Source organism: Bartonella sp. AD13SXNS, assembly GCF_042196465.1.
GTDB lineage: Bacteria > Pseudomonadota > Alphaproteobacteria > Rhizobiales > Rhizobiaceae > Bartonella.
The window spans coordinates 1-15,361 of record NZ_JBHIQI010000010.1; the positions used below are offsets into that span (position 1 = coordinate 1).

A 15,361-nucleotide genomic window follows, 5' to 3' on the forward strand; every position below is an offset into this window, starting at 1 on the left:
TAAGAGATATGTTAAAAATCCTATTCTCTAACTTTTATCCACATACCCCGTACATTAAAAAGGATATATAAAATCAATAGATTGTGTACAGTAAAAAGAAACATGGTACGCCCAAGGGGAATCGAACCCCTGTTTCCGCCGTGAAAGGGCGATGTCCTAACCGCTAGACGATGGGCGCAAACCAATTATGAGGCTTATAGAGAGGATCTTTTTACTTCGCAAGCCCTCTGTGTCATTTTTTTTTGAAAAAAGTGTGTTTTCTTGAATAATTTTTGAGAGACTCTTGGTTGGATCATTTTATTTTTTAAGATTTTTTGTAGAAAAAATATAAGAGTATCACGATTAATAGAAAGTTTTGATGTGAGAATCGTCCCAGCGAATGATATTTTTGTTTATTTTCGGTTTGAGGCGTAGGTAAAATGACCAAGACAACATTTTAACAGCATTTTAATTTTAACAGCATTTTAAATGTGTTTATTTTTTGTATAATTTATTGCTTGTTACTTTATGCTTGCACATGAGAATATTATTTAACTTACTTGAGACAGCTTTTATACAAAAACTTGCACACTTGAGTTTATCATAAAATAAAAAATTGTATATTTTATGAAGTAGAAAGCCAATATTTATTACCAAGGTAACAAATAGTACGAATCATATAAAAGTTTCTTTTGAAGCATAAGCTATAGAATCCTATCAGTTTAATAAAATATAAAGAGTCTGTATGACTAGAATAAAAATGATTAAAGCAAGTTTTGCAGAATATATTAAAAATTGTTTTTTTCATCTTTACTTTTATATGGTTGTAAAAAATTTAAAATTAAAAGCTCTTTCATTTGCTTTCTCACGTATTGAGAGGGGTCTTTATTGAAAAATGAAACAGCGTGGGTAAAAGGCTTGATTGAGGTTCTTGCCTTTTCAATTTGTTAGGTTTTCAAAGGGGTGGCAATAAGTTGAGCTAAAATATTCGAATTTTACAAATTTATTCTCCATATTTATAATATCTTGGAATTATAGTACACACACATTAAGTCTTGTTTTTTATTTTAATGTAATGTTCTATTTTGATATATGAGACCGTGGAGACTTTTGCATTAAAGAATTATGGTTCAAAGCTATGTAATGGTAGGAAGGAATGTGGTATTATTTACTGGTCACTTTATTTTATCTATTCTCCTAACTTATCATATGAAAGAATGTTTTTTGTTTAATATTTGTTGATTTAGAAGAAATGTTGTTGTGTCTTCTACCAATTTTTCAATACTTTTTAACTTTTTGTTAATTGTTTTTTAGAACTTTTTCCATGCTTTGTTGATAGAGTTTAGTTTTTATGAAAAAGTTTTGTTTTTTTAACAAGGCAATTCTTTATGATAACTTGTATTTATCAGTTTCGCAGATTTTTATTCTGAATGAGATATTTTATTAAGGTTCTGAAAAGTTTGAAGAAAATAAATATTTGTATTTTTAGTGATTTTTATTAAAAAATTGTGAATAATTCTATTAGAAAAAATGGAGTGAATAGAGCAGAGTATTTATTTTGTTTTTATGGATGTCAGCATTCTTTGTGTTGATGACATATCATTTAACGATTTTTTCAATGAAGATAAGGATTAGTGGTTAGGGAATGGCAGAAGCTTTAAAAGTTGGCGTTGCGGGACTTGGTACGGTTGGTATTTCAGTTGTTCGAGCTTTATGTGAAAAGGCAAATAGTTTAGCTTGTCAATGTGGGCGATTAATCAAAGTCGTTGCTGTTAGTGCGCGCGATAAAGGCCGTAATCGTGGAATTGATTTGAGTGATATAAGATGGTTTGATTCACCTGTAGAGATGGCTGCCTCTGATGAGATTGACGTTTTTGTAGAGTTAATTGGTGGTGAATTAGATGTGGTGTATACCGCTGTTAAGAGAGCACTAGAGACAGGACATCATGTTGTGACGGCTAATAAAGCTCTTCTTGCTCAACATGGAGTAGAACTGGCTATAATTGCAGAAAAAAAAGGTGTTTTTCTTCATTTTGAAGCAGCCGTTGCAGGAGGAATTCCTGTTATTAAAGCGATGAGGGAATCTCTTTCCGGTAATCATATATCGCGGATTTATGGTATTCTTAATGGGACCTGTAATTATATATTAACACGCATGTTTACGGAAGGTCTTTCATTTAAAGATTGTTTAGCAGATGCTCAGAGACTTGGTTATGCTGAAGCAGATCCAACTTTTGATATTGAGGGAAATGATACGGCCCATAAATTAGCTTTGTTGACAAGCTTGGCATTTGGAACAGCTATTTCGTTAGATAATGTTTATGTTGAAGGAATTCATAATATTTCGCAAATTGATATCAGAGCAGCTGATGAATTGGGGTATCGGATTAAGCTTTTAGGGGTTGCATTAAAAACGGATTCTGGAATAGAGCAACGCGTTCATCCAACAATGGTACCAACATCTTCAATGATTGCGCAGATAAATGGTGTAACCAATGCTCTTTCTATTCAAAGTGATTTATTAGGTGAATTACTGTTTTCTGGTCCTGGTGCTGGAGGAATGGCAACAGCATCAGCTGTTATTGGTGATTTGGCGGATATAGCAAAAGCGCGTTCTGGCTTTCACTATGCACCTGTTTTAAGACGTCCAGCATTAGAACTTACTCCTCATAAAAAAGCACGTATTTCGCATCATGCAGGTGGTTATTTTATTCGTTTAAATGTTCATGATCGTGCTGGTGTTTTTGCTGCAGTTGCAAGGCATATGGCTGATAATCACATTTCATTGGAGTCGATTGTTCAAAGACCTTTTGTAGAAAATCAGATTGAAAAAACGATTATTTTAATTACCCATGAAACAACAGAAGTGAATGTGCGACAAGCACTTACAGAAATTGAAAAAGATGGACATCTTGTTGCAAAATCTCAATTTATTCGTATTGAACGTATGGCAGAGAATTGATAACTTTCTTTAATAATAACAAAAAGGCGAGCTTGAGCGCTTTTATCTCTTGTGAAAAGTTTTTATCTTTGCCAAAGCTTTATTCTTAGTGCTTAATAAGGACTAATATTTTTTCTGGTATTCATTCGGTAGGATTTTTCATATGCCCACAACTCAGAAGATTTTAAATGGACTTGATCGTATTTTGACGCTTGAATTGGTACGTGTCACTGAACGTGCTGCAGTTGCTGCTGCACGTTGGCGCGGACGTGGCGATGAAAAGGCGGCGGATCAAGCTGCTGTAGATGCAATGCGGCGGGAACTTAATCAATTGCCTATTGAGGGGACAGTGGTGATTGGCGAAGGTGAGAGGGATGAAGCCCCTATGCTTTATATTGGGGAAAAAGTAGGTCTTCAAAATGGATTGGCGATTGATATTGCACTTGATCCACTGGAGGGAACAACACTTTGCGCTAAAAATATTGCCAATTCTTTGGCTGTGGTTGCAATTGCTGAAAAGGGTAACCTCCTTTATGCTCCTGATGTTTATATGAAAAAAATTGCTATTGGTCCTGGTTATCCAAAGGGAATAGTAGATATAGATGCTTGTCCTGCCGATAATATCCATGCTCTTGCAAAGGCTAAAGGAGTAGCCGTTAATCAGATTACTGTTTGTATTATGGATAGACCTCGTCACGAAAAATTGATTGATGAAGTACGAGCAACAGGAGCAGCGATTCGCTTGATTGGTGATGGAGATGTGGCTGCTGTTATTGATACAACTGATCCAGAAGAAACAGGTATTGATATCTATATGGGGATTGGTGGAGCACCAGAGGGTGTCTTAGCTTCTGCTGCTTTGCGCTGCATTGGAGGACAGATGCAAGGTCGTTTGCTGCTTGATACAGAAGAGAAAATTGCTCGTGCAGCTAAAATGGGGATTAGTGATCCCAATAAGGTTTATACAATGGAAGAAATGGCAAAGGGTGATGTTTTGTTTTCAGCAACAGGGGTGACAGATGGTAATATGCTTTCTGGCGTTAAATTCACGCCTCGCTATATTCAAACAGAAACTCTCGTAATGCGTTCCCATACGGGAACAGTCCGCAATATTAAAGCACAGCATAAAGATTATTCAAAATTTGATTAATGTTTTTTGTCGTCACTAAAAAATAGAGAAATTTTTTAGCGAGAACGTACGCTTCCATGAAGGTAGATATGTATTCATGGAAGCGTTATAAATATGAGAATATCTTATTATTATGAAAGCTGGATAGAATGTACCCAGCCGTTTTTATCTTCTATATCCCCTTTTTGAAGGCCGACCAATTGTGTACGAAGCTGCTTTGTAATTTCTCCAACTGTTTCATTTCCAATAATAAACTCTCCCCCTTTATATCTAAAACGACCAATTGATGTGACAACGGCAGCTGTACCACAAGCAAAGACTTCTTTAAGATGTCCACTCTTTGCATCTTCTTGGAGAGATTTAAAAGAATAAGGACGCTCTTCTATCTCTAATCCCATTTGTTTCGCCAATTCTAAGAGTGAATGACGTGTTATTCCTGGAAGGATCGTTCCATTAAGTGGAGGGGTTACGAGTGTATTATTGTCCATAATAAAGCAGACATTCATACCACCAAGTTCTTCAATCCATTTATGTTCAACCATATCGAGAAAGAGCACTTGGCTACAATTGTTTTCAGTTGCATTTTTTTGTGCAAGTAAGCTTGCTGCATAGTTTCCACCACATTTGGCAGCCCCTGTTCCCCCTGGACCGGCTCGACTATAATCTGTTTCAATCCAAACGCTGACAGATTTTTCTTCTCCTTTGAAATAGGATTCGACTGGAGAGGCTATGATACAAAAAAGATATTCTTGAGAAGAGCGAACACCCAAAAAGCTTTCATTGCCAAACATAAATGGACGTATATAGAGGCTAGCATTGGGATGATCGGAAACCCATTTTTGATCAATTTTTACTAATTGATGAACGGCATCTAGAAAAATATTTTTTGGTAATTCTGGCATCGCTAACCGTTGTGCTGACTCTATAAACCGTTGTGCATTGGCATCAGGACGGAAGAGTAAGATGCGCCCATCTTTTGCACGATATGCTTTTAAGCCCTCAAAAATTTCTTGTCCGTAATGCAAAACGGTACTTGCAGGATTAATTTCTAAAGCTTTGTATTGAGAAATAATGGCATTATGCCAGCCTTTGTCTTCAGTCCATTGAATAGTACACATGTGATCTGTAAAAAACTGACCAAAACCGGGACTTTGTAGAATTTTTTCACGTTTTTCTTCTGACAAAGGTGATGGGTGTTTTTCTATTTTAAATAGAAGCGATGATATGGGAGATTTCATAAGAAAAACCTTTTAGTATATTTTATTTTTATTAATAGAAATAAATAATGGGATATTTTGATCACAACTTTATTATTAGCAAAACCTTTATGTCAATGTTTTATTATAGACTTCAGGGTTATGGTCGCTATTGTTGATTTTATTCTTGGATCTTTTTCTCAACTTTATGAAGTAGTCTGGAACCTTTATCTATATTTATCGTTTTCTCAAAATAAGCATCTGAATAATTTCATATATGCGTATTTTCTAGAAATTTAAAAGTAAGGGTATCGAGAAAAGGAATCCACTATGATTGATAAAAATTATCACACATATGAAGAACGTATGGCTGCAGAAAGAAAAGAACGTGAACAGCGTATTTCAATCGCTAAAGGTATTTTTGCTATTCTTCTTGCGCTCGCTATTATCTGGTTTATTTTTGGTTTTTTAGGATCTTTTTTTGCAAAATCTCCTGAACATATTTTGCATTATAATACTCCAGAAACAAGTCACACTGTAACAACGCCCCAAAAAGATTTAAATTCTCTTCCTCCTGTACCTTATACCTATAAGGATATGCAGTGATTTTTTCGTAAATATAATCTTTTAGATAAGGCTAAAATCGATGGAGCTTAAAGAATAAAGTCAGCGCAAAAGCATAAGCGAAAAAGAAAGATTGAGGGAATTGTAATTTCTAACGTTTTCGATAAGTAATGAGCTGGTATTGAAATAAATAATGCAACGGTTATTAAAACCGTTGCATTTATTGTTTTAGCGTGTGATGAAGCAACTTCCACCGGAATTTTTAATACTTTCACAAAGGGTTACGGCTTCATTACGGTTATGTGTTTGGATACGAACACGGTAATAGGTACCTTTTTCTGGTATAAAAGCCGGTTGAATATTTAAAGGACGGGCACCGATAAGGAACCCAAATTTAGATTTCATATTTTTTAAAGAATCTCTAGCCAGCTCATGCGTTGGTTGAGATGCAAGTTGTACGTAATAACTTTCTGAACTTTGTGGTGCAACTCTGTTTGATGAGGTGGGGCGAGATGCAGCCTCTGTTTCGACTTGTGCATTTCTCTCTGCATGAGAAGGAATTGGGATAAATTTTCCTTCAATATTCAGGTTAGAAGTATTTTCAGCTATTATTTTATCAATATTATTGTTGAGATCATGATCACTTTCTTGGTCGTTTCTATTGGAATCATGCGATGAAACGAGGGACGGATCTTGAAGCTCATCAGGAGTTTGAGTAATGGTTTCTTCAGATTGAGCGGCAGATTTGCTCTCTGTTTGATGCGCGGGAGCGAGTGTTACTGTACCATCTTGATTGACAATAACAGTTTGTACTTCTCGTGTGGGAATAGTATGATTGACAGCTTCTGTAACGGAGTCTTCAACATCAGATTCATTTGAAGAAGATGATGAAAAATTTGAAGATGCTTCTGGATTTAACTTCTCTAAATTTTCAGGTTGTTCAGAGTTATCAATGAGAAATTGTTGCGCATTTTCTTGTTTTTCATTTTGTTCAGTTGTTTGTTTATAGATATCTAAATTATGTGCGACATCATTTTTTGTTTCAGTTGTTTCCGATTTGAATTTAAAAGGCGTATTATCAGCGTGGATAATGACTGTTTCTTCATTTTTTTGTGATGACATAAAAAAGTGAGAATAACCAGCAAATCCTATTGCCATTAAAATAAGAAGGAAAATACCTTTGATGACAGTTTTACCAAAAATAAAACTTTTTAAGGGAGGGGGAGCTGATGGATGCGTGAGGATCTCATCTGAGTTTGTGTGGAGTGAATTTTCGCTAAAAGACGGAGAATTGTATCCCATATTGGCAGCAGAAAAATAGTCGGCATTTTGTTCTGTAGAGTTTATATAAACACCTTCTTTTGAATTTTGCATAGTTTGATGAAAAACTTCATTGAAAACCTCATTTTTCTGTTGTTTTTGAGAAAAACTGTCTGTTGGGACATTTCCTACATTGAGTACATCAGCAAATTCTTCTTCTAAACCACCACTTGTTGGTACATCATATTCTGGGGCTTCATACGGGATTTCTGGAACCATAATAGGGCCAGTTTTTTCTACGATTTCCTCTGAAAATTTATAAGTATCAACATTGGGAGGAGGAGTATTTCTGTGCGTATAGTTATGGGCAAAAAAACTATCCGTTTGTTTCGTATCAAGGGAAGCTGATGAGGAAAGAAACTCATCTAAATTATTCTCATTATATGAAATTTCTCTGTTTTGGTTAGAAATATTTCCAGTGTTATTGATGCATTGGGCTTGAGCATCATTATATGTTGAAACTTTTTCGCTATAAGTTTCTTGTTGTGAAGGGGGGGATTCAAAAAAATGGGGATAGTTGATTGTATGATCTTCTTGTACGTCCGCCTTTAAATAAGGCTGTTTGTCAATTTGTGTAGAATCTAAAGGTGGGGAGAAGTCACTTGTTATTTTATTTTTGGTAGTGTTTTGTCTTTCTGACACAAGGTCAGAAGATGAGAAAAATTCATTTTCCTCCATAGAAGAGGTAACATCAGTATAATTTTTTTGTATATCCCGAATTTCTGGCTGTTGTGAGGTTGTTTGTGAAAAACGATTTATTTGTTCAACAGCTTCTGTCATGTCTCTCTTATTTTCGTGTCTTTCAAATTTATCAAAAAAGAAATTTTCTGATTCTGATTGTGAAACAAGATTACTTTTTTCAAAAGAAGGATCAGCATTGGTTGCTGTTGTTTTCTTTTGAGGTAATTGATTCTTTTGGATTGGTAATGGAGAAAGTGCATCTAAAATCTGTTCTTCATCATGACTGGTACGAGGAGAATATTTTTCTTCAGATAAATTATTTTGTTTTAAATCCTTGAAAGAAGCAGTTTGTGCAATATCTAAGGCTGGTGCATTGCTGGTTGCGTGTAAGTTCCATTGCTTTTTTTGATCATCAAATGGTAAATCATGCGTTAAATTATTTTCAAACTCCTCCTCTAAAAAGGACAAATCAAAATCATCATCGTGGGATGATGTTTTGGGGTGGGGTGTTGATTGATCTGTTTGTAGAGAAGATCGTTCATTTTGATTTCCGATTTGTTTATTCGGATTAAAAATGCGCGTAAGTCTTTCTAAAGGATCATGGTGTCCATGATCGTGTTTTGTTTCGTGCAAATTTTTGCGATCGTTATCGCTCATAGCTTTTCTCACATGATGATTTGCACTTACGTGCAATCAATGGTTAATTTTGATTTGTTATATTAAAATTATAAATTTTCCCCCTCTCATGCAAGGATACATGAAAAAGTTTATCAATAAAGTACCTATTGTATGTATTTATAGAACTTTTTCAACGCATTTCTATGGGGGCCTCAACTCCTATGATGGTAAGTCCTGATGATAAAATATTGATAACAGCTTGTATCAATCCCAATCTTGCAAAGGATAACTCTTTATCATCAGGTTGAATAAAGCGTAAATTAAGATTTTCACTCCCTTTATTCCAATGGGTGTGAAAGCTGGAAGCCAGGTCATAAAGATAAAACGCTAATCGATGTGGTTCCTTATGAACGACGGCCTGTTCAATGACACGTGGATATTCAGAAAGTTTGCGTATTAACAATATTTCATTGTCATCTGTTAATCGATGAAGATGAGAGGTCAATGTATCATTTGAAAAGCTTTCAATATGAAGCGCTTCTTGTGCTTGACGAAAGACTGAGTGACAACGTGCACTTGCATATTGTACATAAAAGATGGGGTTATCTTTTGATTGTTCTGTTACTTTTGCAAAATCAAAATCAAGAGGCGCTTCACACTTACGGTATAACATCATAAAACGTACAGGATCACGACCAACTTCTTCGACAACATCCCGTAGAGTGACAAATGATCCTGCTCTTTTTGACATGCGGACAGGTTGACCGTTGCGAAAGAGTTTTACCAATTGACATAAGAAAACACTTAATTTGGCTTTATCACCAGAAATCGCTTTTGCCATTGCCTCTAGTCGTTTTACATAGCCCGCATGGTCTGCTCCTAGAATGTAAATCATTTCATCAAAATGACGATTAAATTTATCCCGAAAATAAGCAACATCAGCCGCAAAATAAGTGTAAGAACCGTCAGATTTGATCAAAACACGGTCTTGGTCATCACCGACATTTGTTGAACGAAACAAAGTTTGTTCGCTTGGTTCCCAGTCTTCTGTATTTTGTCCCTTGGGAGGAGGAAGTTTTCCTTTGTAGATATAACCATTTAAAGTAAGATCATTAATCGTGTTACGAATAGCGCGTGCATTGTCTGCATAAAGCATTCGCTCAGAAAAAAAGATATCATGATAGATATTAAGAGCAGCCAAATCTTCACGAATCATGGACATCATTGCATGAATTGCACGTTCTTTCACGAGAGATAAGACTTCATTTTTATCCATCGTGAGGAGTTGGTCACCAAATTCTTGAACAAGCGATTGACCCAATGGTATCAAGTATTCTCCAGGATAGAGCCCTTCTGGAATTTCATTAATCTTTTGCCCAAGAGCTTCACGATAGCGCAACAGCACAGAGCGAGCGAGGATTTCGATTTGTTGACCAGCATCATTGATATAATATTCTTTCGTAATGTTATAGCCAGTAAATTGTAGCAAATTGGAAAGGACATCTCCAACAACGGCTCCGCGGCAGTGTCCTACATGCATTGGCCCTGTCGGATTCGCTGAAACATATTCAACATTGACACGTTTTCCTTGTCCCATTGGGATACGACCATAAGAAGTACCTAATTCAAGCATGGATTTTATAACATCTTGCCAAAATAATTTTGTAAGCTTGATGTTGATAAAGCCAGGACCGGCAACATCTATATTTTCGATAGAGGAATCATTTTTAAGAAGTTCTATGATTTTATCTGCAAGTGCACGTGGATTGATTCCAATAGATTTTGCAAGTACCATAGCAGCATTGGTTGATAAATGACCATGGGAGGAATCACGCGGAGGATCAACAGTGATTTTTGATAAATCTAGATCTTCTCCATTTTTTCCTTTTATATCAGATAATTCAATTGATCTCTTAATTTTTTTTTCGAAATTTTTAAAGATATTCATATTTAGCTTCCATGATGATGCCAAAAGCCATTAAACGAAATTATCTGTATGGTCAAATAAACGCTGATATTCACGTAGAGCGTAGTGATCCGTCATACCTGAAAGAAAGTCAGCAATCAAACGTGCTAACTCTTGATTTTTTAAGTGCACTGTTTTGCTCTGCCAACTTTCAGGCATTGTATTTGGATTTTCATAATAACAATTGAATAATTTTTGTACAATGCATTTTGCTGCATTACGACGGCTAAGAACTTGTTCATGGTAATAAAGATTTTTAAATAAAAAGTTTTTTAGTTCTTTTTCATAAACGGTCATTGTCGGTGAAAAGGTGACAATGGTTTGTTTTGCTTGGTGAATATCGTTTATGCTTGTTGGTTTGATTCGTGCTAAATTTTCTTGTGATTGTTTGATAACATCTTCAACCATGGTTGTTATTTGTCTTCGTACAAGTGTGTAACCGCGACGCGCTTGGTCGAGGTGGGGATGCTCATCTGTTATATCTTTTAATATTGCTGCTGTTAGTGAAACATGTTCAAATTGATCAAGTGTTAAAAATTGCGACCGTAGACCATCATCAATATCATGCGCATTGTATGCGATATCATCTGCAATAGCAGCACATTGCGCTTCTAGTCCTGCAAAACAATCAAGTGCAAGGTCTTGTTTCGCATTGTATTGTAAAATATCGATAGGAACCTCCTTATTCTTCGCGTAAGGACCTAAAAGGGGACCATTATGCTTTACAAGTCCTTCGAGGGTTTCCCATGTAAGGTTAAGTCCATCAAAATTTGCATAGCGCTGTTCTAGTTTTGTGACAATGCGTAATGCTTGTGCATTATGGTCAAAGCCGCCATACGGTGTCATGGCTTCATTAAGAGCATCTTCTCCTGCATGGCCAAAGGGTGTGTGTCCAAAGTCGTGAACAAGGGCAATGGCTTCGGCAAGGTCTTCATCAAGACACAGGGCACGGGCTAATGTTCGTGCAATTTGAGAAACCTCTATGGAATGGGTTAGGCGAGTACGATAATGATCGCTTTCATCAGCAATAAACACTTGCGTTTTATGTTTAAGACGTCGAAATGCATTAGAATGGATAATACGATCTCTATCTCGTTGAAAGGGTGAGCGTGTGATACTCATCGTTTCATGGAATAATCTACCACGGCTTGTTTGCGGATGAGCACTGTAGACTGCTCGAGATTGGTAATTGAAGTTGATATTGCCTATATCCATTGCAAGCTATCCATTATCATCTTAAAATTAAGAGTGGTTTATGGCGAATAAACTTCTCTTTAAGTGTGGGATACTCTTTCTTGATGGTTTAATGCAAGGATATATAAAATGAATGTGAAAATTTCAGATGTTGCTGCCAAGAGAATTGCACAAATACTTTTGCGTGATCCCGATAAAATAGCATTACGTATTTCTGTTGAAGGGGGGGGATGTTCTGGTTTTTCTTATAAATATGACTTGGTTTCTGAAATGGGTAAAGATGATCTCGTTCTCAAAAAAGATGGGGCAATTGTATTTATTGATTCACTATCACTCCCTTTCATGGAAGGAGCTGAAATTGATTTTGTTGATGATCTTATGGGACAATCTTTTCAAATTCATAATCCTAATGCTGTTTCAGCGTGTGGTTGTGGTGTAAGTTTTTCAATTTAGAATGGTGCCTTTGTGATATTGTTTCTTGAAAAAAAGATCATGTTGGTCAACAATGTAAAAATGGGTATTCTTATAAAAATAGTGCACCGATATGTGTGGTTATGTGTAGTGCTTCTTTTATTGATTTGGAGCCACTGTGCTTTTTCTGAAGAAGGAGAAGGGCAAGATCAGCAGCAGGAACAATCAAGGAGTTTTATCGCTAAGTCTCAAGAGCAGGAAAAAGAAAATTTAACATCTCAGATACAGCTTATTTTGAAGGCTCGATTAACAAATAGTCATCTGGATATTGAGAAAGGGCTTATCTGGCGGGTTTATGCACCTATTTTAGGGGTTGATAATAAATTACCATTAGTGGCAACTTATAAGGGGGGAGGTGCGCGTTTTGATCTAGAACCAGGAAGTTATCTTGTTCATGTTTCATTTGGCCATATGAGTGCTATGCGCCATATTCGTTTAGAAAATGGACAGAGTCTTGTAAAAAACTTTAATCTTGATGCTGGTGGTGTTATTTTAAATGCAACACTGCTCAATGGTGTAATTAATGAAAAAGAACTTCGTTTCACTATCTATGAGGATGAAAAAGAAAATGATGATACGGGGGTGATTTTATCAAATGTTAAACCTCAATCAGTTGTGCGTTTAAAAGCTGGTCGCTATCATATTGCTTCCCATTATGGGGCTATTAATGCGACTGCGCGTTCGGATATTCAAGTAGAAGCTGGTAAAATGACGGAAGTTACTCTTGAGCATCAGGCCGCTCAAATTGTGTTAAAGTTGGTACGACAAGAAGGAGGGGAAGCACTTGCAGATACAAGCTGGTCTCTTGCCAATGATTCTGGTGATATTGTTTATGAAACAGTTGGTGCTTATGTTTCACTCGTGTTAGCGGAGGGGGAGTATATTGCAATTGCTAAAAATAAAGATAAAATTTATCAAAAAGTTTTTTCGGTCGTTTCTGGTCATGATGAAGATATAAACGTGGTGGCGAATGAACAAAATATGCAACGAATTGATGAAGACATGGATTGATCGTTGTTCATGGGGCTTAAGCCATGATGAGAGACGGAGTATGAGTTTTGATTGAAGTTTCAACAGTTGGTGTGTTTTTTGCTGGGGCACTTTCTTTTTTGTCGCCGTGTGTTTTGCCGTTAGTTCCTCCCTATTTGTGTTATATGGCAGGTATTGGTATTGATGATTTTCGTTCAGAAAATCGTGATGAGAAAGTCTTTATACGGTGGGCTTTATTGTCTTCTGTTATTGCTTTTGTTCTTGGGTTTACGACTGTTTTTGTAGCTTTAGGTGCCAGTGCTAGCACAATTGGGAAATTCATCGGTTATTATCGTGATTGGTTTGCACTTGCAGCTGGAATGATCATTATTATTTTTGGTTTAAATTTTTTGGGGATTTTCAAGATCGCTTTTTTATTTCGTGAAGCGCGTTTTCAGACCCAAAAAACACCTGCTGGTCCTTTAGGCGCGTATATTATCGGTTTAGCTTTTGCCTTTGGTTGGACACCGTGTATTGGCCCTATTTTAGGTCCTATTATAACGCTTGCTGGAACAAAAGAAACTGTGGGTGAGGGAGCTGTTCTCTTAGCGGTTTATGCATTAGGTCTTGCTATTCCTTTTATGTTAGCAGCTTTATTTTCGAGCAGTTTTATGCGATTTTTAGGCGCTTTTCGTATTCATTTAGGAAAAGTTGAAAAAATTATTGGTGTTTTTCTTATTCTTACAGGGATTTTGTTTTTAACAGGTTCTATGCAGGATATTTCATTTTGGCTTTTAGAACATTATCCTTCGTTGAGTTATATTGAAGATATTCGTTGGCACAATATTATGAATTTTTTTGGATTTTCTCGTTAGTCTTATGTGTTTTTATGGTTAGAAGTTGTCTTTCTATTGTTCTTGCCGCAGGTGAGGGGACGCGCATGAAATCGTCTCTGCCTAAGGTACTTCATAAAATTGCTGGGTTACCCCTTATATGCCATGTTCTAAAACAAATAGAATTGGCAGGCTCTTCGCAATTAGCCGTTGTTGTGGGATTTGGTGCTAAGGAGGTTACGCACGTTGTTCAGTCACTTGTAAAAGATGTGATGATTTTTGAACAAAAAGAACGTTTAGGAACGGCTCATGCTGTTTTATCTGCTCGTTTAGCTTTGCAAAAGGAAGTGGATGATGTTCTCATTGTTTTTGGGGATACGCCTCTCATTCAGCAAGATTCATTGCACCAAATGCGTGCACAGCTTGCTGATGGAGCAGATGTTGTTTTTGCAGGTTTTCATACCCAAAATCCAACAGGTTATGGGCGTCTTCTCGAGAAAAATGGTAAATTGATCGCAATTGTAGAAGAAAAAGACGCTAGCGATAAAGAAAAAAAGATTTCTTTTTGTAATGGTGGAATACTCGCTATGCGTGGAAAACATGCGCTTTCTCTTTTAGAGAAGGTTGATAATAACAATATAAAAAAAGAATATTACTTAACAGATATTGCTTCTCTTGCAACACGCGAAGGATTAGATGTACGTGTTGTTGAAGTGCCTTTTGAAGATATTGTAGGAATTAATAATTGTTTTGAGCTATCGAGGGCTGATTCTTTATGGCAGAAACGTAAAGCACACGATTTAATGTTATCAGGTGTTACACTCTTAAAACCAGAAACACTCTATTTTTCTTATGATACAGAAATTGAACCAGGGGTGGTGATAGAACCAAATGTTTATTTTGGGTTAAGTGTAAAAGTGCAATCTGGTGCTGTTATTCATGCATTTAGTTATCTCGAAGGTGCTGTGGTTGGTAGAGATGCACAGATTGGTCCCTATGCACGTTTGCGTCCTGGAACAGAGTTGGCTAAGTCCGTAAAGATTGGAAATTTTTGTGAAGTTAAACAAGCCAAGGTAGGAGAATCTTCTAAAATCAATCATTTAAGTTATATTGGTGATACTGAAATTGGTGCACATACCAATATTGGAGCCGGTACGATTACGTGCAATTATGATGGATTTAACAAATATAAAACCATGATTGGTGATCATGCTTTTGTTGGGTCTAATACGGCGCTTGTTTCTCCATTGGTAATAGGGGATGGTTCTTATGTTGCTTCAGGAAGTGTTATTACTGAAGATATTCCTATGAACAGTATGGCTTTTGGGCGTGCACGACAGGTTATAAAAGAGGGCTATGCGATAAAATTTCGTGCACGCTTGTTAGAAAACAAACAGAAAAAATGATTACTTTCAGGTTATTCTTTTGTTTCGTATTAATCTAACGATGGATGGAAGGTTTATTCTTAAAGATTGCCGTCCTCCATGTTTGAATTATTTT

The 15,361-nt window shown here is 36.3% G+C and carries 11 protein-coding genes and 1 tRNA gene; 7 read left to right on the forward strand and 5 right to left on the reverse strand.

What is annotated here, in order from left to right:
• Positions 1-103: 103 nt before the first annotated feature.
• A tRNA-Glu gene (locus ACFIMQ_RS06875) sits at positions 104-178 on the reverse strand.
• Positions 179-1,624: 1,446 nt separating this feature from the next.
• Here ACFIMQ_RS06875 and ACFIMQ_RS06880 point away from each other — a divergent pair.
• Both ACFIMQ_RS06880 and glpX read left to right on the forward strand, forming a co-directional pair.
• Positions 1,625-2,941: a homoserine dehydrogenase gene (locus tag ACFIMQ_RS06880; RefSeq protein WP_375616574.1), complete on the forward strand. Its 1,317-nt coding sequence runs from the start codon at positions 1,625-1,627 to the stop codon at positions 2,939-2,941.
• A gap of 142 nt (positions 2,942-3,083) precedes the next feature.
• Positions 3,084-4,070 (forward strand): class II fructose-bisphosphatase, encoded by a 987-nt coding sequence (gene glpX / locus ACFIMQ_RS06885; protein ID WP_375703657.1) that lies wholly within the window; start codon positions 3,084-3,086, stop codon positions 4,068-4,070.
• Positions 4,071-4,180: 110 nt separating this feature from the next.
• Here the strand turns inward: glpX and ACFIMQ_RS06890 are convergent, their stop codons facing one another.
• Entirely contained in the window at positions 4,181-5,287 is a 1,107-nt protein-coding gene (locus ACFIMQ_RS06890; protein WP_375703658.1) for a branched-chain amino acid aminotransferase, read from the reverse strand.
• A gap of 288 nt (positions 5,288-5,575) precedes the next feature.
• Here ACFIMQ_RS06890 and ACFIMQ_RS06895 point away from each other — a divergent pair, with 288 nt between their 5' ends.
• Complete coding sequence (locus ACFIMQ_RS06895) at positions 5,576-5,851, forward strand: hypothetical protein (RefSeq protein WP_375703659.1); 276 nt, start codon at positions 5,576-5,578, stop codon at positions 5,849-5,851.
• Between the two features lie 186 nt (positions 5,852-6,037).
• On the opposite strand, the gene ACFIMQ_RS06900 is transcribed toward ACFIMQ_RS06895, so the two are convergent.
• The 3 genes from ACFIMQ_RS06900 to ACFIMQ_RS06910 all read right to left on the reverse strand — a co-directional run bounded on the left by ACFIMQ_RS06900 (position 6,038) and on the right by ACFIMQ_RS06910 (position 11,609).
• The gene (locus ACFIMQ_RS06900; RefSeq protein WP_375703660.1) at positions 6,038-8,467 is read right to left on the reverse strand and encodes an SPOR domain-containing protein; all 2,430 of its coding nucleotides are present in this window, start codon (positions 8,465-8,467) and stop codon (positions 6,038-6,040) included.
• 151 nt (positions 8,468-8,618) lie between these two features.
• Complete coding sequence (gene argS / locus ACFIMQ_RS06905; protein ID WP_375703661.1) at positions 8,619-10,376, reverse strand: arginine--tRNA ligase; 1,758 nt, start codon at positions 10,374-10,376, stop codon at positions 8,619-8,621.
• Positions 10,377-10,406: 30 nt separating this feature from the next.
• A complete protein-coding gene (locus ACFIMQ_RS06910) occupies positions 10,407-11,609 on the reverse strand; it encodes a deoxyguanosinetriphosphate triphosphohydrolase (protein ID WP_375703662.1) in 1,203 nt (400 codons plus the stop codon).
• Between the two features lie 108 nt (positions 11,610-11,717).
• Between ACFIMQ_RS06910 and ACFIMQ_RS06915 the strand changes: the two genes are divergently transcribed.
• From ACFIMQ_RS06915 to glmU, 4 genes are read left to right on the forward strand one after another with little or no spacing between them, the layout of a single operon-like run.
• The gene (locus ACFIMQ_RS06915) at positions 11,718-12,041 is read left to right on the forward strand and encodes a HesB/IscA family protein (RefSeq protein ID WP_375616581.1); all 324 of its coding nucleotides are present in this window, start codon (positions 11,718-11,720) and stop codon (positions 12,039-12,041) included.
• Positions 12,042-12,080: 39 nt separating this feature from the next.
• On the forward strand, positions 12,081-13,070 hold the full coding sequence (locus ACFIMQ_RS06920) for a carboxypeptidase regulatory-like domain-containing protein (RefSeq protein ID WP_375703681.1): 990 nt from the start codon (positions 12,081-12,083) through the stop codon (positions 13,068-13,070).
• A 47-nt stretch (positions 13,071-13,117) separates the two neighbouring features.
• Positions 13,118-13,903, forward strand: a complete 786-nt coding sequence (locus ACFIMQ_RS06925) for a cytochrome c biogenesis CcdA family protein (protein ID WP_375616582.1) — start codon at positions 13,118-13,120, stop codon at positions 13,901-13,903.
• Positions 13,904-13,917: 14 nt separating this feature from the next.
• Positions 13,918-15,267 carry a bifunctional UDP-N-acetylglucosamine diphosphorylase/glucosamine-1-phosphate N-acetyltransferase GlmU gene (gene glmU / locus ACFIMQ_RS06930; RefSeq protein ID WP_375616583.1) on the forward strand — a complete coding sequence of 450 codons (1,350 nt, stop codon included), beginning with the start codon at positions 13,918-13,920 and terminating at the stop codon, positions 15,265-15,267.
• Positions 15,268-15,361 lie beyond the last annotated feature (94 nt).

Bases quoted from the DNA above. Each gene is read 5' to 3' on its own strand.
- ACFIMQ_RS06915 (WP_375616581.1), top strand. From the start codon at position 11,718: ATGAATGTGAAAATTTCAGATGTTGCTGCCAAGAGAATTGCACAAATA.
- ACFIMQ_RS06890 (WP_375703658.1), bottom strand. From the start codon at position 5,287: ATGAAATCTCCCATATCATCGCTTCTATTTAAAATAGAAAAACACCCA.
- argS (WP_375703661.1), bottom strand. From the start codon at position 10,376: ATGAATATCTTTAAAAATTTCGAAAAAAAAATTAAGAGATCAATTGAA.
- ACFIMQ_RS06880 (WP_375616574.1), top strand. From the start codon at position 1,625: ATGGCAGAAGCTTTAAAAGTTGGCGTTGCGGGACTTGGTACGGTTGGT.
- glmU (WP_375616583.1), top strand. From the start codon at position 13,918: ATGGTTAGAAGTTGTCTTTCTATTGTTCTTGCCGCAGGTGAGGGGACG.
- glpX (WP_375703657.1), top strand. From the start codon at position 3,084: ATGCCCACAACTCAGAAGATTTTAAATGGACTTGATCGTATTTTGACG.
- ACFIMQ_RS06920 (WP_375703681.1), top strand. From the start codon at position 12,081: ATGTTGGTCAACAATGTAAAAATGGGTATTCTTATAAAAATAGTGCAC.
- ACFIMQ_RS06900 (WP_375703660.1), bottom strand. From the start codon at position 8,467: ATGAGCGATAACGATCGCAAAAATTTGCACGAAACAAAACACGATCAT.
- ACFIMQ_RS06895 (WP_375703659.1), top strand. From the start codon at position 5,576: ATGATTGATAAAAATTATCACACATATGAAGAACGTATGGCTGCAGAA.
- ACFIMQ_RS06910 (WP_375703662.1), bottom strand. From the start codon at position 11,609: ATGGATATAGGCAATATCAACTTCAATTACCAATCTCGAGCAGTCTAC.